The organism is Streptomyces sp. NPDC034085 (assembly GCF_055575555.1).
In genome coordinates this window covers 98,978-122,663 of the sequence record NZ_JBVISL010000009.1, presented here as the reverse complement: position 1 = coordinate 122,663, position 23,686 = coordinate 98,978, and the positions used below count along the sequence as shown (strand labels likewise).

Sequence of the window (23,686 nt, the reverse complement as noted above, 5' to 3'; positions counted from 1 at the left end):
CCGAGGACCGACCCGCGCGTCGGCGACAAGAACCCGAGCGAAGAGGAAGCTTGATGGAGAACGAGACAGCCGTCGTCCCGCGGTACCCCTTCGGGAAGGAGCACCGCCTCGAGCTGGAACCGGAGATCGCCGCGATCCGGGCCGAGGGCAAGCTGGTCCGGGTGGAGATGCCCGTGGGCGGCGAGGTGTGGCTGGCCACCCGCTACGACGACATCCGCACCGTCCTCGCGGACCCGCGCTTCTCCCGCGCACTGGCCAACGAACCGGGCCGGCCGAGCCTGTCGTCCGAGTCCCTCCCGGCAGGCTCGATCTCGGCCCTGGATGCGCCCGACCACACGCGGGTCAAGCGCGTGGCGGCCGGGGCGTTCACCGCACGCCGCATCCGGGACCTCGCCGACCGCACCGGCGAAGTGACGGCCGGGCTGCTGGACGACCTCCGGGCTGCGGGCGGTCCGGCCGACTTCATCGCCACGGTCTCCCGGCCGCTGCCGCGCATCATGATCTGCGAGATGCTCGGCGTACCGGCCGGGGAGCGCGCGTATTTCGAGCGGCTGCTGAGCGACCTGCGGTCCTGGCAGGCACCGCTCGACGCCCTGGCCGACCGGCGCTCCGCCATCGAACGGTTCATCGGCGAGCTGATCGAGGAGAAGCGCAGAGAGCCCGGCGACGACCTGCTGAGCGTCTACGCCGAGGCGGCGGCGCAGGGCCGCCTCTCCGACGACGAGCTCCTCAACCTGGGCGTCGCCCTCCTCGCCGGAGGAACCGGCACCCCCACCGACTTCCTCACCGGGGCGGTCTACGTCCTGCTCACCCGGCCCGACAAGTACCGGGCGCTGTGCGAGGACCGCACGCTCATCCCGGCGGCCGTGGAGGAACTGCTGCGCTACATCCCCATCGGGACCGCGGGGGGCAAGGTCCGGGTGGCCACGGAGGACGTCGAGCTCGGCGGCGTCACCGTCAGGGCGGGCGAGGCCGTGCTGCCCGCCATGGGGTCCGGAAACCACGACGAGCGCGTCTTCGAGAATCCCGGCGAGCTCGACTTCGGGCGCGGGAAGAACCCGCACCTCGGGTTCGGGCACGGGGCCCACCACTGTGTGGGCGCCCAGCTCGCCCGCCTGGAGATGCGGGTCACGATCGAAGCCCTCGTCGAGCGGTTCCCGGACCTGCGGCTCGCCGTGCGGCCCGAAGAGCTCGACTGGCTGACCGGCGAGGTCGTGCGCGGCCTCAGGGCACTGCCCGTGACCTGGGGAGCGACGGAATGACCCGCGTGCCGGCCGCCCCCTCCGACTCGCTGGCGGGGCTGCCTCCGGACATCGCACCGAAGTCGGCCGTGGTGGCCACCCTGGGGCCCGCCGGAACCGACGCCCAGGCCGAGGCGAGCCGGTTCTTCGAGAAGGTCGTCCTCGCCGAGTCCTTCGGCGGCGCCATGCGGTTCGGCCAGACCGAGAACTCCTACGTCCTGGTGGCCGCCGGATTCCTGGAGCGCAAGGGCGGGGACGTCACCGACAGCTGGGTCGACATGCACTTCCGGACGTTCGGCCGGATGCGTCTCGTGGCTGCCTGGGAGAACAACACCAAGGTCATGTGCGTCGCCACCAATCCGGCCACCGCCAGCACGCCGGAGGAGGCCCGGACGCTCGCCATCCACCCCGCCACGGCCGCTTTCGCCAACCGGTTCGCCCCCCTGGCCAGCCACCTGTACGTCAACGCCAAGCCCACCGCCGTCCAGTGGGCCTCGGACGGCCGGGCGGACGGCTGCGTCGGCTCCCTCGACGTGGTCCGGCAGGCCCCGGGACTGGTCGTCCACCACATCTTCCGCCCCACCATGCTCTGGTGCCTCTACGAGCCCACCCGCCGCACGCGAACGGGAGAACGCGGTGCCGCATAACCCGTCCGGACCGGAGACCGGTCCCGCACTCCCCCTCGCTCCGGGGGACGTCGTCACCGTTCTGGGGGCCGGCCTGATGGCGTCCCGGATCATCCCGCACATCCGGCGCGCAGGCTTCCGCATCCGGCTCCACAACCGGACGCGCGCCCGTCTGGAAGGACTGGCCGGGCCCGGCACCACCCTCTGCGCAACCCCCCGCGAAGCAGCACGGGGTGCGCGCGCGGTGGTCAGCATGGTGACCGACGACGAGGCGAGCCGCTCGGTGTGGCTCGGCGCGGACGGCGCTCTGGCCGGTGCGCCGCCCGGGGCCCTGGCCGTCGAGTGCTCGACGCTGTCGGAGCCGTGGACCACGGCCTGGGCCGCTGCCTGCGTCGAGCGCTCGCTGGCGCCGCTGGACGCTCCGGTGACCGGGAGCACCGCCCGGGCCTCGGACGGCACTCTGGTCATGTTCGCCGGGGGTTCGCCCGACACGATCGAATCCGCCCGGCCGCTGCTCTCGGCGTTCACGGAGCAGGTCTTCCGGCTGGGTCCCACAGGGGCCGGCGGCCGGTTCAAGCTGGTCAACAACATGCTCGCGGGATCCATCCTCGTCGCCCTCGGTGAGGCGTTCGCGATGGCGGAGCGCCTCGGGCTGGACCCCGCCCAGGCGCTGGAGATCCTGTCGGAGTTCGGCTGGGCCGGTGGCGTCGCGTCCGGCAAGGGCCGGGCCATGCTGGACGACGACCACACGGACGTCGGCTGCCGGCTGGCCCTGATGGCCAAGGACCTCGGTTACGCCACCTCCCTGGCCCGCCGGTCCGGTCTGTCGCTCCCGCTGGCTTCCGCGGCGGGCGGCCGACTGGCGGAAGCCGTCTCGGCCGGCCTCGGTGATCTGGACATGTCGGCCGTGAGCCGGGTCTGCCGGGAAGCCGGCCGATGACCACGACACGTTTCTCGGCCCGGTGGGCCGAGTCCGCCGCCCGGGGCACCGGACTGATCGCGATGTCGGCCGCCGACATGGACCTCTCCCTCGACCCCCTGATCGCGGAGGCGATCGCCGAACGGCTGACGGAGCCCGTCGGATACCCGCCGCCCTACACGACGAGCGGGGTCGCCGCGACGCTCGCGGACTACTACCGGCGCGCCCACGGGCTGGAGGTGCCGGCTGAGGCGTTCTGGCTCTCGACGGGCACCGTTTCGCACTCCGCGGCCCTGTTCGCCCACCTGTTGGAGCCCGGGGACGAGGTCCTGTACTTCGCGCCGTCCTACCACGGGATCACCCGGGCGATCGAGGACGCCGGCTGCGTGCCCGTCGGGGTTCCCCACGATCACGAGGCCGGGCGCTGGACCCCCGAGTCGCTGGCCGACGCCGTGACGGGGCGAACGGAGGCGATCTACCTCTGCAACCCGCACAACCCGACGGGACACGCCTTCACCCGGTCCGAGCTGGAGTGGATCGCCGATCTCGCCGAACGCGAGAACCTCCGCATATTCAGCAACGAACTGCATTCGCGCACCATGCTGGACCGGCCCCACCTGCCGATTTCGAGCCTCTCGGAATCGACCGCGGAGCGGACGGTGACGTTCTCCGGCGCAACGAAGTCGCACAACATGGCCGGAATAGGGGGGAGCTTCGCCTTCTCCCACGACACGGATCTCATAAACCGGGCCAGAAGAGATCTCGCCATGCGGATGCCGACCGCCCGCGCCCTCCAGCAGGCGGCTCTCCGGGCGGCATACCAAGAAGACAGTCCCTGGCTGGTCCGGACCCGCCGCACCATACGGCAGGCGCGTGACCGGATTTGCGAGGTCCTGTCCTCGGAAGCACCACAGCTGAAATTCCATCAGCCAGCGGCCACCTATTTCCTCTGGTTGCGGTGGGATAATCTTCGCCATGGCTCCGACGCTTGCGAAGAACTCTTCCGCCGATGCGGTATCGTGGGCCTGCCCGGCACATTTTTCGGGGCGGAAAAATCATTCGTGCGCTTGGCATTCGCCACTGATGCGAAGACCATCGAAAACGTTGTCGGCCGACTGCACCTCGGCCTGAGTCTCAGGAAGGAACTTCTGTGAAGGTTCTCATTTCGGGTGGGGCTGGATTCATCGGCAGTACGATCGCGTCCGCCTGTATCGACGCGGGCATCACACCGGTCATTCTGGACAGCCTGGTCACCGGCCGGCGCGAATTCACCGAAGGCCGGACCTTCTTCGAGGGCGACATCGCGGACGGCGCCCTGGTCGACACCATCTTCGCCGAACACCCGGAGATCGAGGCGGTCATCCACTGCGCCGCCCTGATCGTGGTCCCCGATTCGGTCAGCAACCCCGTGGGCTACTACGAGGCGAACGTCTCTAAGAGCCTGGCCTTCGTCTCGCACCTCCTGCGCAACGGCTGCGGCCGCCTCATCTTCAGCTCCTCCGCCTCGTTCTACGAGCCGGGCCCCGACTTCTCCGTGGACGAGAACTCCGGCATCGACCCGCAGAGCCCGTACGCCCGCACCAAGGCGATCTGCGAAACCATGTTCGCGGACATCGCGGCCACCCAGGACATCCGCATCCTCTCCCTCCGCTACTTCAACCCGGTCGGCGCGGACCCGAAGATGCGTACGGGCCTCCAGCTGCGCCGCCCCTCGCACGCGCTCGGCAAGATGATCGAGGCCCTGGAGGAGAGCACCCCCTTCAAGGTCACGGGCACGGACTACCCGACGCGCGACGGTTCCGGGATCCGGGACTACATCCACGTCTGGGACCTGGCGACCGCCCACCTCGCCGCGCTCCGCGCGTTCGACACGGTGCTCGGCGAGGGGCGGCGGACCACCGCGATCAACCTCGGCACCGGCACGGGCACCACGGTCAACGAGCTGCTGGAGGCCTTCAACTCCACGATCGAAACACCGCTGACCGTGGTGCACACCGAGCGGCGGCCGGGCGACGTCGCCGGCGCCTTCACCCGGAGCGCCCGCGCGCAGGAGCTGCTCGGCTGGGAGCCGGCGTACTCCCTGGTCGAGGGCATCCGGCACTCGCTGGAGTGGACCGCCCACCGTGACCGGATCCTGGCCGACTGACCGGTGATCACAACCGTCGACTGGTTCGCGAACAGCACGTTCGTCCCCCGGGCGGCCCGAGAGGAGGTCAGCCGCGCTCTCGACCGCTACTTCGACGCCCTCGCGGCGTGCGTCAAGAGCCTCGGCATCACGGACGCGAACGTCTACGTCGGTGGCTCGCTGGCCCGCGGGGAGCCGTCGGTGACACGGTCGTCGGGCACGTGGCGGCTCTTCTCCGACCTCGACCTCCTGGCGGTCGTGGAAGGGCCGGCGGCGGGCCATCCGGTCCACGGCCTGGCCGCCGAGATGCGCGCCCGCCAGCCCTCCTTCGACACCACGGTGTTCGTCGTCGACGCGGCGGACTTCACCGGTGTCCGGTCGTTCATCGGCCACGACGCGTGGCCGATGTTCGAACACCCGGTGGTCGAGGGGATCCGTCTCCGGCCGCCCCCGCGGCCCCGGGTCGGGCGGCGGGAGCGCTTCGAACTCTTCACCCATCAACTGAATTCCCTGGTCCTCTTCCCGCACGAGGAGGGCGGATCCCCGGTGAAGCCCGCCCGGCACCACCGGAAATTCGCGGAGATCCACCTCCTCAAGACGCTGATGGAGGCGATGAGGATCTCACTGCCGGACCCGGGGGCAGCGAATTTCGGAGCCCTGTGCACGGAGCCCTTCCGTGCCGCGCTGGCTCCCGTGCTGGACAGCGAACAGGTTGCCGATATCGTTCGGGCACGTGAGGTGTACACCGGGGATTTCATTCCGCCGGTCAGCGCCGCCGAGATCATCGAGCACGGCCTCGGGGCCTTTTTCGGACTTGACCGCGCGGACGAATTCAGCGCGGCGGTGACACAGGCGGTCACGCAAAGGATCGAAGGGCACTCGGACCTCCTCACGCTCTTCCAGCACATGGTCCCGCTGCTGTTCGTCATGAGTCTTCCCGAGTATGCGGACGACGTCGCGGCGTCCACGGCGGTACTCGCCGCCCTTTCCGCGGTGGACCCCGCGGACATCGTCGACTCCGGTGCAGCGAAGGCCCGTCTGGAAACCATGTCCGCGGAGGAGATGGCCGCCGGTTTCGCACGGCGGGACCCGCGGCTGCTCTCCGATCTGCTGGAACTGCGCGGCGACTACTACCACCATCTCGGAAATCACAATTTCGGCCGCTCTTTCGACGGCCGGTACGGCACGAGCTAAGGACGGGCGTCGTCGATGTTCCCCGATTGGATACAGCAGCTCCCGGAAGTGGACGTCTCCTTCCCCGGCGCATGCGGCCGGCTGATGGAGGGGCCGCATGGCCAGGTCGTCCTCTGGTCCTTCGCCGAGGGCGGCTCGGTGCCGCCCCACCAGCACGGACCGCAGCTGGGCATCGTGCTCGCGGGCCGCGTACGGCTGGTCGTGAACGGCGTCCTGAACGACTGGACGGCCGGGCAGATGTTCGCGCTCGAGGATGCCCAGGTGCACTCCGCGGTGATCGATCCGGGAACCTTCGTGATCGAGATCTTCCAGGAGCCGGATCGCCACCGCGCCCGGCAGACCGCGTCCGGAGCGTTTACGCAGTGACCACGCTTGTCATCGGTTAAGGAGTTCTCAGAACATGGAAGTTTCCGGAAGCGATCCGGGCATACGGTGGAGCGGAGTGGTCTCGCTCGAACATGCCAACGGATTCGTCGCGCCGTGGCGGGTGCCGTACCAGGACACCGACCTCTACTTCCCGTTGGGCGGCACCGGACGGGCGGCGATGACCTCGGGCGTGCGCTTCGGTTTCGTGACGGACAGCGAGAGCGTGGAGGTCGAGTACGCCCTGACCCCGCCGACCTACGACCCCGCTCCCCCCGAACTGCCGTGGCTGGACGTCTTCTGCGACGGTGAGCGGTTCGAGACGGTGCTCCTGGAGCGGCAGACGGACCGCGCGCTGTTCACCGTCACCGGCCTGCCCCGCGGACGGAAACTGGTGGAGTTCTGGCTGCCGGTGTACGCCCAGATGCGGATAGGCCGCATCCGGCTCGCTCCGGGCAGCGTGCTGCTGGCGGACGAGTCGCGGCTCCCCGCCTGGACCCATTACGGATGCTCCATATCGCAGGGCCGTGGAGCGGTCTCGCCGAGCCGGACCTTCCCCGCCCAGCTGGCCCTCGCGGAGGGGCTCGACCTGACCTCGGTGAGCATGGGCGGCACCTGCCACCTCCAGCCCATGTTCGGCCGCCTGGTGGCGGGGATGCCGAGCGAACTGATCTCGTTGCACGTGGGTTCCAACATCTACTACTACGGCTCGCTCAACCGGGAGACCCTGCACGGCGCGGTCGTCGGCTTCGTGTCGCTGATCCGGGACCGGCAGCCCGACGTCCCCGTCGTCGTGATCTCGCCGACGTACGCTCCGGCCTGGGAGGCCAGACCCGGTCCGTCCAGGCTCACGCACAAGCGGCTGCGCAGCGAGATACGCAACGCGATGGACTGGCTGCTCGACCGCGGGGACCCGCGGCTCCACTACATCGACGGCACCGAGCTCTTCGGCGAGGCGGACGCGGAGCACTTCCTCGAACCGCCGGAGCGGGAGCAGGTCCACTTCGACCCGAGGGGCCACGATCTCGTGGCACGCCGGCTGGGCGCCCGGTTCGCCGAACTCGGCGTGCTGCCCTCCGGCCGCGGCCGGACCCCGGAGGGCACGGCATGACGGCGCCGGAACTGCGGGACGTGGAACGGATGCTGGCCATCCGGGTCTTCGAGGAGAAGCTGCTGGAGCTGTTCGCCGCCGGCAAGGTACCGGGTACGACCCACACGTGCCTGGGACAGGAACACATTCCCGTGGCCCTGCTCGATCTGGTGCCCGACGCGGACGTGTTCAGCAACCACCGGGGGCACGGCCACTACCTCGCCCGCTACGACGACCCGCACGGCCTCCTCGCCGAGATCCTGGGCAAGGACGGGGGCGTCTGCCGCGGAGTCGGCGGATCGCAGCACCTCTACCGGCCGGGCTTCATGTCGACCGGTGTGCAGGGTTCGGGCGTCCCGGTCGCCGCCGGGGCCGCGCTCAGCCGCAAGCAGCGCGGCACCGGCGGGCTGAGCGTCTGCTTCATCGGCGACGGCACGTGGGGCGAGGGGGTGGTCTACGAGACCCTCAACATCGCGGCGCTCTGGAACCTGCCGTTGCTGCTGGTCGTCGAGAACAACGGCATCGCGCAGTCGACTCCCGCCGCCTCCGCCCTGTCCGGGTCCATCGGGCAGCGTGCCGCCGCCTTCGGCATCGAACACGTCCTGATCGAGGGCTGCGACGTCGGCGCGATCCGTGCGCGACTCGCCGGTTCCGTGGCGCGGGTCCGGTCCGGGCGGCCCCTGGTGGTGGAGTTCCGCACGGAGCGGCTCGGTCCGCACAGCAAGGGCGACGACACCCGCGACGCCGAGTGGCGGGCCCGGGCCGCCGCGACCGACTGGTACGCGGTGTACGGCGTACCGCACGACGAGACCTTCGCGGCAGCCGAGCGCCGCCAGCGCGAACGGATGGACCGGGTCGTCGAGGACGTACTGGCGATGGAGCCCTCGTGTTGGGAGTACAGCGAATGACCCCCCGTGCGCGGCTGGGCCGCATGCTCAACGGCGGACTGCACCGGCTGATGGCCGAGGACGATGCGGTCTTCGTGCTCGGTGAGGACGTCGTCGACCCCTACGGCGGCGCGTTCAAGATCACCGCAGGTCTTTCGACGGCGTACCCGTCGCGGGTGTTCGGCACCCCGATCAGTGAGGCGGCGATCGTCGGCCTCGCCAACGGACTGGCCCTCACCGGCGAGAAGGCGATCGTCGAGATCATGTTCGGCGATTTCATGACCCTCGCGTTCGACCAGATCGTCAACATGTCGAGCAAGCTCGTGTCGATGTACGGCAGGACGCTCCCGGTCCACCTGGTCGTACGCTGTCCGGTGGGAGCCGGGCGCGGCTACGGCGCGACGCACAGCCAGTCGCCGCAGCGGCACTTCCTCGGGGTCCCCGATCTCCACCTCTTCGAGTTGAGCCCGGTGCACGATCCGGCCGAGCAGCTCGCCACGGCGATCGGGCTCGGCCGCCCCAGCGTGCTCTTCGAGCCCAAGGACCTGTACGGCCGGCATCCGCTCGTCCCCGGTGCGGGATCCGGCATCGGGGTGAGCGGTCCGTTCGGCCGGTCACAGTGGATGCGCCTGCTGGTGGGCGCCGCGGAAGGGGCCGCCGCGGACGTGACCGTGTTCTGCACGGGCGGGACCCTCACCCGCTCCCTCGAGGCCGCCCGGGCGCTGGCCGCCACGGGCGTGGCCGTGCAGCTCTTCGTTCCCTCGCGGCTGTTCCCGTTCGATCTGGAACCGATCGTGGGCTTCGTCGCCCCGGGCAGTCTCGTGTCCGTCGTGGACGACGGCCCGGGTCCGGCCGGCTGGGCCAGCGCCGTCGCGGCCCAGTTGGCGACGTACCTGTGGGGAACCATCCGCAGGGCTCCCGTCCTGCTCTCCTCCGCCGCGTCGGTCATCCCCGCCGCGAGGGCTCTGGAGAGCCAGGTCGTGATCTCGGCCGCCGACATCGAAACCCGCCTCGCCCGAGAACTGGAGACATCGTGAACCACCCCGAGAACACGGCCGCACCGGCCCGGCTGGCCCCGGTCGTCCTCGAACAGATCACCGCCAACGACGACGTCTACTACCTCCTCGAATGGCTGGTGCCGGAGGGCGGCATGGTCGTGGCGGGTGAGGTGATCTTCTCCGTGGAATCCTCGAAGTCCATCGAGGACGTGGAAGCGCGGCACACCGGACGCGTGGTCGACCGGGTCGAAGCGGCAGCGGAGTACGCGGTCGGCCAGACACTGGCCCGGATCGAACTGACGGACTGATCCGGCGCCCCCGCGCCGCGCGGCAACGGCCTGCGACCCGGTCTCCGCGGCCGGGCCGGGCCGCGCCCGGCGGTGTGCGCGGCCCCACTCCCCAAGGGCCCGTGGTCAGATGCGGTGGAGCGGCGCGGTGGTTTGCGTCCAGTGCCAGTTCACCGGCTCCCACTGCTTCTTCAGGGCCGTGCGCCGGCGGGCGTAGGTGCGCAGGGCGTCCTCGACGGCGGCCGCGAGGGCGGTGAGGTCGTCGGGGGCGGGGACGCGCAGGATCAGGTGCTGCTTGGTGTGGACCAGGAGCAGGTCGCCGTTGGGGGCGCAGGCTCCGAGGGTGAAGTGGGTCAGCGGCTTGAACGTCCTGGTCTCGGTGTCCAGCTTGGCGCGGAGCACTCCTGCCGTGTTCCAGGCGTAGAGGCCGTAGCGGTTGAGGTGGAAGACGTGGCCGCGGTACGGGTCGGCGGCGAGGTCGAAGCACATGCCGGTGAAGGGCGAGTCGCGCCACGCGTGGAGGCCGTGGAGCCGTCCGGTCATCTCGCCCCGGTCGTCGACGAGGGCGAAGACGAAGGGCTGGCCCCGGCTGCCGCTCCGGTACGTCCGGGCGTGGAAGGGGACGACGAAGAGGCTGTCGGAGAGCGGTACGGGACGGCCGAGGCGGGAGCGGCACCAGTCGGAGGGGTGGTCCTCTGCGGCGACGAGCTCGGACAGTGCCGGGCGGGGCCGGTTCGTCATGCCGACGGGGGCGCCGCGGTGGGTGGCGTGCGGTTGGAGGTCGACGGCGCTCTGGTGTGCCGGTTCGGGGTCGAGCGAGGCGAGGACTTTGATGGCCGGCTTGGAGTCGGCGGTCAGGGCGCCGTCGGCCACGCCGACGAGGTTGGTGATGACGTTGCCGTACCTCCACACGCCGTACTCGGCGACGGTGCACAGCAGCCGGCCCGAGGGCGTGACGCTGAGGGAGCCGGCGAAGGGGTTGCCCTCGCCCGGCGTGAACTCCTTGAAGGGGCGCCCGTCCTTCGAGTCGTAGACGGCCAGGACGCGGCTCAGGTCGGGTGCGACGAGGGTGGTCCTGTTGGGGGTCGCGGTGAGGGCGAGCACCCCGTCGGGCAGGACGCACAGGCCGATGTCCCCGCCGTCGGCCACGGTCGAGCCCCCCTCCGCCGCACCGCCCGTAGGGAACGCGGCACTGGCCAGGACCTCGCCTTCCGCCGAGTACCGGTTGATGATCCGGTACCCGAAGTTCGCCTTCCGCGGGTCCTGCTCGTCGTCGGCGACCCCGTGGTTGTGGCGGTAGACGCCGTACAGGGCGTAGACCTCGCCGCCCGGCGAGCAGGCGGCGTCGAAGAAGTGCAGGCCCCAGCCCTTGGAGTAGAGCGCGGTCAGGTCGATGCGGTGGTGGTCCACCAGGGTGCCGGGCAGGGCCAGCGGAAGCGTCTGGATCATGCCGTTCATCCTGGGCCACGGCTCTGACAACCGGCACAAGGGGCGGGCGGCCCGGGCCGTCCCCCCGTCCCGGCGAGCCCGGAAAAAAATATCGGGCGGCGATGTCGAGAACCCGCGTCCGGCTCCGTCCCCGGGGTGAACGCGCCACAATGGGCGCACTGCACCGAGGAGAACCACCATGGCCAAGTACCTGCTGCTGAAGCACTACCGCGGCGCTCCGGCGGCGGTCAACGACGTGCCGATGGACCAGTGGAGCCCGCAGGAGATCTCGGACCACATCCAGTACATGAACGACTTCGCGGCCCGGCTGGAGAAGACCGGCGAGTTCGTCGACGGCCAGGCGCTCGCCCCCGAGGGGGCGTGGGTCCGCTACGACGGCGAGGGCCGCCCGCCGGTCACCGACGGACCGTTCGCCGAGACCAAGGACCTCATCGCCGGCTGGATGATCATCGACGTCGACGGCTACGAACGCGCCGTCGAGCTGGCCGGGGAACTGTCGGCCGCGCCCGGGGCCGGCGGCAAGCCGATCCACGAGTGGCTGGAGGTGCGCCCGTTCCTGACCGCGCCGCCCACCATCACGGAGTGACGTCACCGATGGACGAGGGCCTGCTCAGGAGCCTCACCCCCGGCGTGCTCACCGTCCTCGTCCGCCGCGGAGCCGACTTCGCGGCGGCCGAGGACGCCGTACAGGACGCGCTGATCGAGGCGCTGCGGGTCTGGCCGGACGCCCCGCCGCGCGATGCCAGGGGCTGGCTCGTCACCGTGGCCTGGCGCAGGTTCCTCGACGCCACGCGCGCCGACGCCGCCCGCCACCGGCGTGAGGGCCGCGTCGAGGAGGAGCCCGCGCCCGGGCCGGCGTCCGCGGTGGACGACACCCTCCAGCTCTACTTCCTGTGCGCCCACCCGTCGCTGACCCCGGCGTCGGCGGTCGCGCTCACCCTGCGCGCCGTCGGCGGGCTCACCACGCGTCAGATCGCCCAGGCCTACCTGGTCCCCGAGGCGACCATGGCGCAGCGCATCAGCCGTGCCAAGCGCACCGTCTCCGGCGTGCGCCTCGACCGGCCCGGCGACGTCGCCACCGTGCTGCGCGTCCTCTACCTGGTCTTCAACGAGGGCTACTCCGGTGACGTCGACCTCGCCGCCGAGGCCATCCGGCTCACCCGGCAGCTCGCGGCCGCCGTCGACCACCCCGAGGCGGCCGGGCTGCTCGCCCTCATGCTGCTCCACCACGCCCGGCGCGCCGCCCGGACCGCGCCCGACGGCAGCCTGGTGCCGCTCGCCGAGCAGGACCGCGGCCGGTGGGACACGGCGCTGATCACCGAGGGCGTCGGGATCCTCCAGGGGGCCCTCGCCCGCGACCGGCTGGGCGAGTTCCAGGCCCAGGCCGCCATCGCGGCCCTGCACGCCGACGCGCCCACCGCCGGCGAGACGGACTGGGCGCAGATCGCCGAGTGGTACGACGAGCTCGCGCGCCTGACCGACAGCCCCGTCGTACGGCTCAACCGCGCGGTCGCCGTCGGTGAGGCCGAGGGGCCGCGCGCCGGGCTGGCGGCGCTCGCGGGCCTGGACGCCTCGCTGCCCCGCCACGCCGCGGTGGCCGCGTACCTCCACGAACGCGACGGCGACCTGGAGACGGCGGCACGGCTGTACGCCGAGGCGGCCCACAAGGCCCCGAACCTCGCCGAGCGCGACCACCTGACGCGCCAGGCCGCCCGGCTCAACGCCCGGCGCTGACGGGGGCGCGGCTCACGCCCGGTCCGCCGGGGCCCGCTTGTCCTCGACGTGGACGACGCGCAGTGCGGTGCCGTCACGATGGCGCTTGGACCGCCCCCACAGCCCGACGGCGATCTGCGACGGCTCGTGGGGCTCGTCGGGGCCGACGTGGGTGAGGACGTCGGCGTGATGCCCGGTGACGACCCGTCCCTCGGCGTCCTTGAGGTCGACCACGGCGAAGTCGGCCGCCGGTGACCCGGCACGCACGGGTCCGAACTCCCGCAGGACGGCGGTGGCCTGTTAGGCGAGCCCGCCGGGCGCGGTCGCGCGGACGCCGCTCCGCAGGAACGGTTCAGCACCCGGGGGCGGTCGGCGGGGACGACGTCAGGGCGAGGGCGGCGGCCCGCAGCCGGGCCTCCCACGCCGCCTGGTCGAGCCCCAACGTGTACGCGATGCAGCACGCGCAGGGCGGGAGCAGCGCCACGAACGACTGCTCCGCCGCGGTCTCGGCCGCCGTTTCCGCCCAGTCGCCCGTCGCCAGGTCGGCGGCCGTCACGTCACCGTCGAGGAGCCTCGCCGCCGCCCGGCGCAGGGCGTGGCACCGGGCCCGGTCCCGGCCCGGCAACCGGATCCCCGACTCGGAAAGGGCTTGCTCGAACGCGTCGCGCAGGTCGCGGGCGTCGTCGTGGCGAGGCCGGCCGGCGAGTTCGCACAGCGTCGGGGTGTCCAGCCCGGCCGCGAGTGCCTCGGCCGCGATCATCGGCAGGTCCTCCGGCCACACCTCCCCCGCCTGGTAGCGGCATGCCGCCTCCCCCAGGAACGTGAGGCCGCCCGGTGTCGTTCCTTCTGCTCGCACGGCTCCCACGATGTCAGAGGCCGCACGCTTCCCCGGATACCGGTACGGGTCCGGGCGCGATCACACCCGCCGGCCGCCGGTAGGGTCGGCCGGTATGACCGTCGCTCGCTCCGTCGCCCTGTTCACCGTCGCCGCCCTCTTCGAGATCGGCGGGGCCTGGCTGGTGTGGCAGGGCGTCCGCGAGCACAAGGGATGGATCTGGATCGGCGCCGGCGTCATCGCGCTGGGCCTGTACGGCGTCGTGGCGACCTTCCAGGCCGATGACCACTTCGGCCGCATCCTCGCCGCGTACGGGGGGATCTTCGTGGCCGGGTCGATCGCCTGGGGCATGGTCGCCGACGGCTACCGCCCCGACCGCTACGACGTGATCGGCGCCCTGGTGTGCCTCGCCGGGATGGCCGTGATCATGTACGCACCCCGCAGCCACTGACCCGTCGTCAGGCGTGCGGCGAGGCGGATGCCTGCTTGCGGCGGCGGTGTTCCGCGACTCGGGCGCGGGACGCGCAGGTGGTCGAGCAGTAGCGGCGCGGGCTGCCGGGGCCGGTGCCGAGGTAGAGGGTGCGGCAGTTCCCGGCGGCGCATTCGCCCCAGGTGGCGCGCCCGTGTTCGGTGAGGATCTGTGCGAGGGCCAGAGCACTGGAAGCCAGGAACCAGTCGGCCCATCCGGCGTCGCCGTGGTCGACGTGGAGGTGCCAGGGGTGGCCGTCGTGCCGGGACAGCCGGGGAGCGGCGGCGTGGGCGGCCAGCGTCTCGTTGAGGGCGGCGGCTGCCCGGTCGGTGTCGCCCTCGGTGAGAATGTCGGCCATCCGGAGAGCGGCGTCCCCCAGATCCCGGAGATCCGCGTCGGAGAGCGCCTCTTCGGTCAGGTCCTGCGGGCCCTCGCCATGGCGTTCCAGGAGCGGCACCGCCACGTCGCGGGGCAGGCCGGAGTGGGCCCGCACGGCATTGGCGAGGTCGATCAGGCGCTCGGCGGCCTGGAAGCCCTGGGGTCTCACGGCTGCGCTCCTTCGTCCCCGTCCCGTCCCATCCCGTCCCGTCCCGTCCAAGTTGACGTCCGACGGCCGCTGCCGCGCAAGACGGTACTCTCCATCGTAACGGCTTCATGCGTTATCCCGTTACACGCTGGAGGGGTGGATGCCCGGGCGGTCGAGGATCCTGCGGTACCTGGTCATCGCGTTCTGCGCGCGGCTGGCCGACGAGGGCATGGCCGTGGCGGTGGTCCTGCTCTCCGTGGACCGCACGGGCAGTGCGGCGCAGGGCGCGCTCGTGCTGACGGCCTGGATGGCTCCGCACGTCCTCGCCGCCCCGCTGGCCGGTGCCGCGGCAGCACGCGCGCGCCGGCCGCGGCTCTTCCACGCCGGCGCGTTCGGCGGCTTCGCCCTGGCGATCGCCGCCACGGCGCTCACCCTCGGACGCCTGCCCCTTCCCCTGGTCCTCGCCCTGACGGCGGCCGGGGGCTGCTGCGGCCCGGTCGTCTCCGGCGGGCTCTCCAGCCTGATCACGCGACTGCTCCCCGCGGGCCGGGAGCGGGACCGCGCCTACTCCTGGGACGCCGTGGTCTACAACGCCGCCGCCGTCGCCGGCCCCGCGAGCGCCGGGCTCGTCGCCTCGGCCCTCTCCCCCGCGACGGCGGTCCTCGTCCTGTCGGCGGCGGCCGGGTGCGCCTGCGTCCTGACGCCGCTGCTTCCGCTGCGTGCCGGTGCCGACAGCGCGCCGCGCGCCCCGGAGCGGCTCGGCCGGGACCTGGCCGACGGCGTGCTGGCAGTGTGGCGGGAAAGGGAACTGCGCGCCGTCACCGCTGCCACCTGCCTGGCGTTCACCGGTGTCGGTGCGCTGACCACGACGAGCGTCCTCCTCGCCACGGGCCTGGGCAACGCGGGAGCCGGCGGCCTGCTGATGACCGCGTTCTCGGTCGGCGCCCTGGCCGGAACGCTCGGGATCACCCGGCTGCGGCGCACGGTGGGGCCCCAGCTGCTGGCCGCCGGCGGTCTGCTCGGCACCGGCGTCGGGCTCGCGGCCGCGGCGGCGGCTCCCGCGGTCCCGGTCGCGGCAGCCTGTTTCGCCGCGGCGGGCGCGTGCGACGGCCTCGTCCTGACCGCGACGCTCCGCATCCGCGCGGACCACTCCCCGCCGCGAGCGCGGACGCAGGTGTTCACCATCGGGGCGGGCCTGAAGATCTCCGCCGCCGCTGCCGGTTCCGCGCTCGCCGCTCTGGCCACGGTCGCCACCGCCCCCTGGTACCTCACCGGCATCGCCGTCCTGCAGGCGGCGGCAGCGCTGGTGTACGTACTGGTCAGGCGGAACGGGCGACGCCGCGCGGTGACGCTCCGTCAAGAACCGCTCGGGGCAGGCCGGAAGCGGGGCCGACTCCCCGGGTTTGTTTGTACGCACCTCGCCGGCACCCCCGACAGGTTCGTGCTTTCCGCCAGTACGGAGCCCGAGAGGGGACGGAGCAGACTTTCCGCCGAGGGCCGCGGCTCGTTCTGGGAGCCGACGCCACCAACCCACGGGGGAAACACCGCGATGAGTGGTCAGCTGTACGACGGCATCGGCGAAGCGTTCGAAGGCTTCAAGACCCTGCCCATCATCCGCTACGCCGAGGTACCGGGCTTCCTCGCCCTGGTCGGCGACGTCAGCGGCAAGTCCGTACTCGACGTCGCCTGCGGCACCGGCTTCTACAGCCGCGAGCTCAAGCGCCGCGGCGCGTCCCGCGTCTTCGGCTTCGACATCTCCGGCGCGATGATCGACGCGGCCAACGCGATCGAGCAGGCCGAGCCCCTCGGCGTCGAGTACGAGGTCAGCGACACGGCCAGCCTGCGCACCTTCGACCAGCCGTTCGACGTGGCCGTGGCCGTGCAGGCTTTCAACTACGCGAGCGACGTGGCCGAGATCGAGGAGATGATGCGCAACATCCGGCGCAGCCTCGTCTCCGGCGGCTCGTTCTTCCTGTTCATGCAGAACCCCGACTACGACTTCGGCGGCCCGTCGCTGGAGAAGTACGGGTTCCTGCTGGAGTCGACCGGCAAGGACAACGAGATCGGCAGCGGGATCCGGCTCACCGCCCTGCTGGACCCGCCGGTCTCGTTCGAGGCCACCACGCCGTCGAAGGAGACCTTCGAGCAGACCCTGAAGGCGGCCGGGTTCACCGGGATCGAGTGGGTGCGGCTGGAGGTCTCGGAGGCGGGCCTGGAGAAGTACGGCGAGGAGTTCTGGGCGGACTACGCCGCGAACCGCCCGCTGACGATGCTCCGCTGCACCGCCTGACCGGTGGTCATCACGGCCCGGCCCGGCCCCTCTCGGGGCCGGGCCGTCGCCCGTCGGCCCGGTCCGCCCGCTCGGTGCGCCGATATCCGGTTGCCCCCGGGCGGCCGCGGCGGATGCAATGTGCCGCATGAGCCCTGAGGTACGCCCGCCCAGGCGGGACGAGACGGACGCGCACCGCCGGGCGGCGCCGCCCGGCGGGCCGCGGCCCGTCCTGATCGGCGCCCTCGTCCCGCTGACCCGGCCCGGCTGGGCCGAGGCGGGCCGGCACCTGCTCGCCGGCCTCGAGCTGGCCGTTCGCGAGGTCAACGACGCGGGCGGGATCGCCGGAGCACCCCTCGAACTGCTCGTACGGGACACCGCGGCCGATCCCGGGCGGGCCGCGGCGGCCGTGGACGAGCTGGCCGGCCTGGGCGTGGCCGCCGTGGCCGGGGAGTACCACAGCGTCGTCGCCCGCGCCGCTGCCGCCCGGGCCGACGCCCTCGGGCTGCCGTTCCTGTGCTCGTCGGCGGTCCTCGACGCGCTCACCGAACAGCCGGCGCAGTGGGTGGCGCGCCTCGCGCCGGCGCAGTCCCACGGCTGGCGGGTCTACGCCGACTTCCTCCTCGGCGCGGGTCACCGCCGCGTCGCCGTGGCGGCGGAGCCGAGTGTGTACTGGGCCTCGGGAACCCGCGTGCTGCGCGACCACCTCACCCCGCGCGGCGCCACCGTCATCCCCCTCGACCTGGGCGCCCTCACCCCGGCGGCCGTGTGCGACGAGCTCGTCGCCCACCGCGCGACGGCCCTCCTGCTGCTGGCCGGCTTCCCGGAGCCGGCCGTCCCGGTCGTCCGGGCGGTCCGCCGCGACCAGCGCCTCGCCGAGGTCCTGCTCGGCGCTCCGGCCGGACAGCCGGAGTTCGGCGACTGGGCGGAGCTGCTGGACGGCGACGGCGCCGCGGTCCCGTTCCTGCGCTACCTGCCCGAGCACCTCGGCCCGCTCGGTACACGGGTCGGGGCGGCCCTGCGCGCGCGGCTGGGCGAGGCGCCGTCGTTCGTCGCCTTCGAGGGCTACGACACGGTCGTCGTCCTCGCCGAGGTGCTGCGCTCCCACGGTGCGGACCGGGCGCTCCCCGCCGACGCCTGGCAGCGCGTCGCGGTCGAGGGCACCCGCGGGGAGATCCGGTTCTCCCGTACGGCAGGCATCAGCGTGTGGCAGTGGGCCTGGGCGCCCGTCCAGGTCGTCGACCGCGACCCGGCGGAACCAGGTCGCCTGCGGGTCCTGCACACCGGCTGAGACCGGGCCCAAGGGGCCGGGCCGGGCCCCTCACGGCGGCCCGCCACCCGCGACCAGGGTGCCGAGGGCCGTGCGCCGGTGGGTGACCGAGCGGCCCGTGCGGGTCGTCGTCGCCAGGCCGGCCGATCTGAGCGCCGCCGCATGGGCGGAAGCCGTCGCGTTGCTGACGTGGAGGGCTCGGGCCAGGGACGTCGTGGTGTGCGGCTCGGCGAGGAGGCGCAGGGCGTCGAGCCGGGTGCGGCCCAGGACGGCGGCCGAGGCCGCCGCGGAGACGGCCGGGCGTTGCGCGGCGGGCGGGATCCCGGGGCCGGCCGGGTACGTCAGGACCGCGGGACGCCCCGGGGCGTCCTGTAGGAGCGGGCCCGCCGGGTGGTGGAAGGTCGGCAGCAGGACCAGGCCGCGGCCGTCGAGGCGTACGTCGCGGGCCGGCGCCGCGCCGGGCCACTCCCACACGCCCTCGTGGAGCCGGCTGCCCGGGGCCAGGCCGGTCAGCGCGGCGGCCAGGCCGTGTTCGGCGACGGCCAGGGCGTAGCGGGTGAACTCCTCGCGGTGCAGGTCCTGGACGACGGGCCAGACCGGGGCGAGGACCGTCTCGTACGCGGCCTGCTGGGCCCGTTGCACGGTGCGCCAGGCCGTCTCGTCACCCGCGTGCAGACCGCGGAGCCAGCGGGGCGCGGGCCCCGCGGCGTGGACCCGCTCCAGCTCGGCGCGGACGAGGCCGGGGCGGGTCGCGCGGATCTGCTGGAAGCCGTCGGCCAGGGTGTCGCCGAGGACGTCGAGGAAGGAGGGCGGGCGGCCCGCCGGGACCAGGTCGGCGAGCGGGCCGGCGGCGGCCGGGAGGGCGCGCAGGACACGGCCGCGCCACGGGGCGAACAGCGGCCCGCCCCGCGGGGCCACGGCCGTCGCCAGGGCGGCGTGCAGCTCCTGGAGCGGCGCCGGGCGGGGTGGGAAACGGGTCCGGGCGAAGTCCTGCGCGGTGAAGTGGATCCGCAGCACGCCCACAGCACAACTCCCCGCCCGGGGCCAGCCTTTCGGCCAGGACCTGAACCTTCGCGCCGAGCCGCCCCCGCCCCGAGGATGTCCGCATGACCTCTCGACGCATGACCTCGCGGCGCATGACCTCTCGGCGCACTCTTCTGAAGGGCACCCTATGCGGGAGTGCCGCCGCCCTGCTGCCCACGGCCGCGTCCGCCCGCGGCGGCGGCCCGTTCCTCCGGCTGCCCGCGCCCGCCGGCCCGTACCCCGTGGGGATGCGGACGGTGCATCTGACGGACCCGGCCCGCAGCGACCCGTGGGTGGGCGGCGTACGGGAGCTGATGCTGACCGTCCTGTACCCGGCCCGATCGGTGCGCGGCTGCTCCCGCGCGCCGCAGCTCACCCCGGCCGAGGCCCGGCTGTTCGCCGCGTACGCGCCGTGCGTCCACCCGGGCCTGCCGCAGCCGGGTGCGGTGGACTGGGGCGCGGTCCTCACCCACGGGTACGCGGGCGCGCCGCCGCTGCCCGGGCGGCGGCCGGTCCTGGTGTACTCCCCGGGCGGCGGCGACTCCCGCACGCTCGGCACGAGCCTGGCCGAGGACCTGGCGAGCCACGGCCGGGTGGTCGTCCTCGTCGACCACCCCGGTGACGCCTCCCAGGTGGAGCTGCCGACCGGGATGCGGACGACCGTCCTGACCGGGCCGCCGGAGCCGGCGACCTTCCGGACGATGACGGACACCCGGATCGCGGACCTCCGCTTCGTCCTGGACCGGCTCGGCGGCCTGCCGCTCGCCCCGGTCATGGACCGGACCCGGATCGGGTTGTACGGGCACTCCGCGGGCGGCACGGCGGCCGTGTACGCGGCCCGCGACGACCGCCGGGTCGGCGCGGTGGCGAACCTGGAGGGCCACCTCGCCCTGTACCCGACACCGGCCGGCTTCGGACGGCCGCTGCTGCTGGTGCGCACCGACGGCTTCGAGGGCGCCGCCGGTGTCGAGTCCTCATGGGGGGACCTTCCCGGCCGCCGCGCACTGCTCACCGGCGCGAGCCACTGGGCGTTCACCGACTACGGCTCGCTCGTCCCGCAGCTCCAGATCGCCGGCCTCGTGTCGGCGACGGCGCGGGCCGCGCTCGTCGGCACCGGCGACCCGGCGGGGACGCTCGCCGGCGTACGGCGCGAGGTGGGCACCTTCTTCACGCGCCACCTGCGGTAGCGGAACCACGAGCGGGGCGCAGCCCGCCGAACGGGTCGCCGTAGTGGGGCGTCGGAGCCGAACAGCGTGCGGCCGGGTACCTCCTTGTTCGCCAGGGTGTACAGCGAAGAGGACGTGGGCGGCGGACCGGTCCTGCCCGGCCGGCTGGTCCAGGCGAGTTTCCGGCCGTCTCGTGTGCTGGTCGGCTCGGAGCAGGTGATCATGGTCCCGGACTCATGTCTCTGGCCCAAGCCGCAAAGACTGACCGCCAGGGCGGGTCCGAAGCGCCCAAGGCGCAGCCGAAGCACCGACGTCACCGCCGCGTGCCTCGCTGTCGGCCTCGCTGTCGGCCTCACTACCGAAACCGACCACCCGAGAGGACCTGACCCCCGATGTCCCTATGGCCTTCGATCGTCGCCGTACTCGGCACCCTCGCCGGTGCCCTGACCGCCGGGCTCCTCCAGCACCGTTCGGCACACACCGCACGCGCCGAGCAGCGCGCCGACAGCCACCGCCAGGACCAGCTCAGCGCCGTCACCGACCTCGCGGCCGCCCTGGACGCCCACCGCTCGGCGATCTTCCACCGGGAGCGCCTGGCCCTGGCCGAGGCAGGCACTGAGCACCAGTTGGAGGCCCAGACGAGGTCCCACGACACCCGAGCCGCGATCACGGCGCCCCACATCCGCCTTCAGGTCCTGGTCCCCGAGCTGGCCGGCCCCGCACAGCAGGCCGCAGATGCCACGTACGCGCTGCGCCAGGCCACCGACCGCTCCGGGCTGGACGCCCGGCGGCATGCGGCCAAGGAAGCGACCGTGGCCTTCGTCGCCGCAGCCGCCACGCTGCTGAGCCCCGCCAACGGCTGACGTGAAGGGTGTTCCCGCTTCCCGCCGCGGGCGCTGTCGAGGAGGGGGCGTCAGTGCTGGGGCGGCGGTCCTCAGCCGATCAGGCGGCGGCGCCAGTCCAGGGGGGTGACGGTGATGGCGCGGCCGGGGTCGTGGTCCCACTCGGTGGGGAGGCCGGCCGCTTCGAGGGCGGCCACGACCTCGCGGCCGATGGCTGCGGTGGTCTCCGACGAGCCGTCGAAGCCGCCGTAGAGGAGCGTCAGTCCGCCGCCGGCCGCGGCGGAGTCCGTGCACTGGGTGTGGAAGTAGACGAAGCCGCGGGCATCGGGCCCGCCTTCGCCGCCGATCTCGGACTGGCCGCAGCCACGGCAGCAGGTGAAGTTCTCGCGGGCGGTGATCCCGGCATCCCCCAGGGCGGCGAACGCGCGGGTGAGCCGCTCGGGGTCGGTCTCACCCTGCCACGCGGCCTGCTCGGCGACCCGCTCCAGCCACAACCGGTCGGCCAGCGCCTGCGCCTGCTCTCGCGAGACGGGCCTGCGGTCCTGGGTGACGAGGTAGTCCTCGGCGAGCTCGGCCAGTTCGGCGCGGGTGGCGTACCCACCGGCCAGCACCAGGCGGACGCGCTCCTCCAGCTCCGCGCGCTCGTCCTCGGCGAGTTCGAGCGGCGGCACCTCGCGGTCGGGGCCCATGTCCAGCGGCGACCAGGCGAGACCGTCACCCCAGCCGGCCTCCTGGCGGGCCCAGCCGGTCATCGCCGCGATCACGTCCTGGAGCCCGTCGGTCATCAGCTGGAAGTGCCGGTCGGCGGCGCCGTCGCGGTACTCCAGCGTGTAGTCGTCACCGGCCTCGTGCCAGACCTGGGCGAAAACGTCCGGCAGGTCGGGTATCCGCTGGACCACCAGGAACCGGTCACCGTCGCCACCGATCCGCCGGACCAGCCCGGCCAGCTCCTCGGCGGACACACGGACGTGCCGCTCCCCGTTCTCCGTCTTCACCACGATCTCGAGCATGCGCCGACTCTGACACACCCCTCTGACAACAGCCCCCGCAGGGGCGGGCGGGGCAGCTCCGACCGCCCCGACGGGTGGTCAGCGGACGCGGTTCTTCAGGATGTCGGTGTCGTCCAGGGTGATGTCCACCGGCGCGGGGATCCGTACCGTGTCGCCGAAGAAGAACGTCTGGGTGTGGTACCTGCCGTTGACGGGATCGGCGTGCAGGACGAGCGAGCCGTTGTCCCGGTCGATCAGCAGGTAGACCGGGATCTCGCACTCCGCGTCGGCGCGCGGCTTGTCCTGGCGGTCGCGCTGGTCGGTCTTCGCGTCGTACGAGGTCACCTCCAGGACCATAACGATCCCCTCCGCGCCCGCCCACTCCCCCTCCCCGGCGAAGTACCCCTTGGGCGCGAGGACACCGTCCGGGCGGGCATTCCCGTTCCCGTTCCCGTACGTCTCGACGCGCAGGCCCCGCTCCGGATACAGGCGCAGGTCGGGCCGCTGCTCACGGGTCCTCCCGGTAGGCCCCCGGCCAGGGTATCGAGCCGGGCGTGGCGGGCGCCCGTGCGGTACGGGATCGGCGCTCGCCACCGCCGTGGACCGCCGGGCGGACGCCCGTGGCAGGATGACGGCATGCTGATCCGAAAGGCCGATGCCGCGTAGGCGTCCGAAGGGGCTGCGCGCGCAGCGTTGGCGGCCCCGAAGAGGTGTTCCGGTCCGCCGGATCCGTGGTGTGTCCGCGGCGACTCGCGTAGCGGTCCGGAAGTTGGAGGAGGACCGGCTGTGGCCGGGCGCTGTGGCCGCGGCCCTGGCCGAGTGCCGGTGGTATCTCCGTCAGCCGGGACGCGTGCTGCCGGATCCGGTGATGGGCTGCGACTGCTGTGACCCCCTGATGGCGCGGGACCGCCTGGAGGACGTGCTGCTGTGGCTTCCCCGCGGGGCACGGGAAGACCTCGGCAGGATCGTCGGCCGGCTCGATGCCGAATTCGACCGCCGGACCGCCCCCCTCAGCCCTCACCTCCTGCTGGCCCGCCCGTGGGGCGCATGCGGATGGTGGCGTCGGCGCTTCCTGGAGGACTGAGGGGCAGGTGACGGCTTCGTCGATTCCAAGGAGGGGGGCGGCCTCGGGGCCCGTCAGAGATCACGCGTTCTCGTCCACCACCAGCGCGTCGTCGCCCACGCGTTGGCGTGGGGATCCGGCAAGGTGCGGCGCTCCAGTTCCTCATCGATACGCGTGATCCATCGGCCCAAGTCCCGCTTGGCTCCGGGCGGAAGGTACAGCATCGCCCACTCCAGGTCGTCACGGGCATCTCCCACCCCGGGAGAATCGAACGCGGAGGCCTCCAGGTAGCGTCCGGGCTGCTTGAAGGCCCACTCGAAACGCGAGAGTGCCTCGGCGACC

General features: G+C 72.8%; 26 protein-coding genes. 19 read left to right on the top strand and 7 right to left on the bottom strand.

Going from position 1 to position 23,686, the window contains the following annotated elements; genetic code table 11:
• Window positions 1–53: 53 nt before the first annotated feature.
• From ACZ501_RS27095 to ACZ501_RS27045, 11 genes are read left to right on the top strand one after another with little or no spacing between them, the layout of a single operon-like run.
• Entirely contained in the window at window positions 54–1,262 is a 1,209-nt protein-coding gene (locus ACZ501_RS27095; RefSeq protein ID WP_361596125.1) for a cytochrome P450, read from the top strand.
• Entirely contained in the window at window positions 1,259–1,888 is a 630-nt protein-coding gene (locus tag ACZ501_RS27090; RefSeq protein WP_361596128.1) for a hypothetical protein, read from the top strand. Before ACZ501_RS27095 ends, ACZ501_RS27090 begins: the two co-directional genes overlap by 4 nt.
• Window positions 1,878–2,807: an NAD(P)-dependent oxidoreductase gene (locus tag ACZ501_RS27085; protein WP_468798901.1), complete on the top strand. Its 930-nt coding sequence runs from the start codon at window positions 1,878–1,880 to the stop codon at window positions 2,805–2,807. The genes ACZ501_RS27090 and ACZ501_RS27085 overlap by 11 nt, the downstream gene beginning before the upstream one ends.
• On the top strand, window positions 2,804–3,940 hold the full coding sequence (locus ACZ501_RS27080; RefSeq protein ID WP_361596134.1) for a pyridoxal phosphate-dependent aminotransferase: 1,137 nt from the start codon (window positions 2,804–2,806) through the stop codon (window positions 3,938–3,940). The genes ACZ501_RS27085 and ACZ501_RS27080 overlap by 4 nt, the downstream gene beginning before the upstream one ends.
• A complete protein-coding gene (gene galE / locus ACZ501_RS27075) occupies window positions 3,937–4,932 on the top strand; it encodes a UDP-glucose 4-epimerase GalE (RefSeq protein WP_362458924.1) in 996 nt (331 codons plus the stop codon). The genes ACZ501_RS27080 and galE overlap by 4 nt, the downstream gene beginning before the upstream one ends.
• Window positions 4,933–4,935: 3 nt before the next feature.
• Complete coding sequence (locus ACZ501_RS27070) at window positions 4,936–6,105, top strand: hypothetical protein (RefSeq protein ID WP_468798899.1); 1,170 nt, start codon at window positions 4,936–4,938, stop codon at window positions 6,103–6,105.
• A 15-nt stretch (window positions 6,106–6,120) separates the two neighbouring features.
• Window positions 6,121–6,471, top strand: coding sequence for a cupin domain-containing protein (locus ACZ501_RS27065; RefSeq protein ID WP_468798897.1), 351 nt, complete (start codon window positions 6,121–6,123; stop codon window positions 6,469–6,471).
• 34 nt (window positions 6,472–6,505) lie between these two features.
• On the top strand, window positions 6,506–7,579 hold the full coding sequence (locus ACZ501_RS27060) for an SGNH/GDSL hydrolase family protein (RefSeq protein ID WP_468798895.1): 1,074 nt from the start codon (window positions 6,506–6,508) through the stop codon (window positions 7,577–7,579).
• Window positions 7,576–8,466, top strand: a complete 891-nt coding sequence (locus ACZ501_RS27055; RefSeq protein ID WP_468798893.1) for a thiamine pyrophosphate-dependent dehydrogenase E1 component subunit alpha — start codon at window positions 7,576–7,578, stop codon at window positions 8,464–8,466. Before ACZ501_RS27060 ends, ACZ501_RS27055 begins: the two co-directional genes overlap by 4 nt.
• A complete protein-coding gene (locus ACZ501_RS27050) occupies window positions 8,463–9,482 on the top strand; it encodes an alpha-ketoacid dehydrogenase subunit beta (RefSeq protein WP_468798891.1) in 1,020 nt (339 codons plus the stop codon). The genes ACZ501_RS27055 and ACZ501_RS27050 overlap by 4 nt, the downstream gene beginning before the upstream one ends.
• Entirely contained in the window at window positions 9,479–9,751 is a 273-nt protein-coding gene (locus ACZ501_RS27045; RefSeq protein WP_468798889.1) for a lipoyl domain-containing protein, read from the top strand. Before ACZ501_RS27050 ends, ACZ501_RS27045 begins: the two co-directional genes overlap by 4 nt.
• A 105-nt stretch (window positions 9,752–9,856) precedes the next feature.
• On the opposite strand, the gene ACZ501_RS27040 is transcribed toward ACZ501_RS27045, so the two are convergent.
• Entirely contained in the window at window positions 9,857–11,179 is a 1,323-nt protein-coding gene (locus ACZ501_RS27040; protein ID WP_468798887.1) for a hypothetical protein, read from the bottom strand.
• A 178-nt stretch (window positions 11,180–11,357) separates the two neighbouring features.
• Between ACZ501_RS27040 and ACZ501_RS27035 the strand changes: the two genes are divergently transcribed.
• Together ACZ501_RS27035 and ACZ501_RS27030 are read left to right on the top strand one after the other, a co-directional pair.
• Entirely contained in the window at window positions 11,358–11,765 is a 408-nt protein-coding gene (locus ACZ501_RS27035) for a YciI family protein (protein ID WP_361596161.1), read from the top strand.
• A gap of 8 nt (window positions 11,766–11,773) precedes the next feature.
• The gene (locus ACZ501_RS27030) at window positions 11,774–12,913 is read left to right on the top strand and encodes an RNA polymerase sigma factor (RefSeq protein ID WP_468799218.1); all 1,140 of its coding nucleotides are present in this window, start codon (window positions 11,774–11,776) and stop codon (window positions 12,911–12,913) included.
• A gap of 12 nt (window positions 12,914–12,925) precedes the next feature.
• Here ACZ501_RS27030 and ACZ501_RS27025 read toward each other — a convergent pair whose 3' ends face one another.
• Window positions 12,926–13,159 (bottom strand): hypothetical protein, encoded by a 234-nt coding sequence (locus tag ACZ501_RS27025; protein ID WP_468798885.1) that lies wholly within the window; start codon window positions 13,157–13,159, stop codon window positions 12,926–12,928.
• Window positions 13,160–13,244: 85 nt separating this feature from the next.
• Entirely contained in the window at window positions 13,245–13,748 is a 504-nt protein-coding gene (locus tag ACZ501_RS27020; RefSeq protein WP_468798883.1) for a hypothetical protein, read from the bottom strand.
• Window positions 13,749–13,842: 94 nt separating this feature from the next.
• Between ACZ501_RS27020 and ACZ501_RS27015 the strand changes: the two genes are divergently transcribed.
• Entirely contained in the window at window positions 13,843–14,178 is a 336-nt protein-coding gene (locus ACZ501_RS27015) for a YnfA family protein (RefSeq protein ID WP_361596170.1), read from the top strand.
• Between the two features lie 7 nt (window positions 14,179–14,185).
• Here ACZ501_RS27015 and ACZ501_RS27010 read toward each other — a convergent pair whose 3' ends face one another.
• Complete coding sequence (locus ACZ501_RS27010; RefSeq protein ID WP_468798881.1) at window positions 14,186–14,743, bottom strand: CGNR zinc finger domain-containing protein; 558 nt, start codon at window positions 14,741–14,743, stop codon at window positions 14,186–14,188.
• A gap of 139 nt (window positions 14,744–14,882) precedes the next feature.
• On the opposite strand from ACZ501_RS27010, the gene ACZ501_RS27005 reads away from it, so the two are divergent.
• The gene (locus tag ACZ501_RS27005) at window positions 14,883–17,012 is read left to right on the top strand and encodes an MFS transporter (protein WP_468798879.1); all 2,130 of its coding nucleotides are present in this window, start codon (window positions 14,883–14,885) and stop codon (window positions 17,010–17,012) included.
• Window positions 17,013–17,130: 118 nt separating this feature from the next.
• Window positions 17,131–18,282 (top strand): ABC transporter substrate-binding protein, encoded by a 1,152-nt coding sequence (locus tag ACZ501_RS27000; RefSeq protein ID WP_468798877.1) that lies wholly within the window; start codon window positions 17,131–17,133, stop codon window positions 18,280–18,282.
• A 30-nt stretch (window positions 18,283–18,312) separates the two neighbouring features.
• On the opposite strand, the gene ACZ501_RS26995 is transcribed toward ACZ501_RS27000, so the two are convergent.
• Complete coding sequence (locus tag ACZ501_RS26995; protein ID WP_468798875.1) at window positions 18,313–19,278, bottom strand: ArsR family transcriptional regulator; 966 nt, start codon at window positions 19,276–19,278, stop codon at window positions 18,313–18,315.
• 89 nt (window positions 19,279–19,367) lie between these two features.
• Between ACZ501_RS26995 and ACZ501_RS26990 the strand changes: the two genes are divergently transcribed.
• Together ACZ501_RS26990 and ACZ501_RS26985 are read left to right on the top strand one after the other, a co-directional pair.
• Window positions 19,368–20,471, top strand: a complete 1,104-nt coding sequence (locus ACZ501_RS26990; RefSeq protein WP_468798873.1) for an alpha/beta hydrolase family protein — start codon at window positions 19,368–19,370, stop codon at window positions 20,469–20,471.
• 371 nt (window positions 20,472–20,842) lie between these two features.
• Entirely contained in the window at window positions 20,843–21,313 is a 471-nt protein-coding gene (locus ACZ501_RS26985) for a hypothetical protein (protein ID WP_468798871.1), read from the top strand.
• Window positions 21,314–21,384: 71 nt separating this feature from the next.
• Here ACZ501_RS26985 and ACZ501_RS26980 read toward each other — a convergent pair whose 3' ends face one another.
• Window positions 21,385–22,302 (bottom strand): DUF6891 domain-containing protein, encoded by a 918-nt coding sequence (locus tag ACZ501_RS26980; RefSeq protein ID WP_468798869.1) that lies wholly within the window; start codon window positions 22,300–22,302, stop codon window positions 21,385–21,387.
• A 78-nt stretch (window positions 22,303–22,380) separates the two neighbouring features.
• Window positions 22,381–22,875, bottom strand: coding sequence for a Uma2 family endonuclease (locus ACZ501_RS26975; RefSeq protein ID WP_468798867.1), 495 nt, complete (start codon window positions 22,873–22,875; stop codon window positions 22,381–22,383).
• A 256-nt stretch (window positions 22,876–23,131) separates the two neighbouring features.
• Here ACZ501_RS26975 and ACZ501_RS26970 point away from each other — a divergent pair, with 256 nt between their 5' ends.
• Window positions 23,132–23,365: a hypothetical protein gene (locus ACZ501_RS26970; protein ID WP_468798865.1), complete on the top strand. Its 234-nt coding sequence runs from the start codon at window positions 23,132–23,134 to the stop codon at window positions 23,363–23,365.
• The last annotated feature ends 321 nt before the right edge of the window (window positions 23,366–23,686 follow it).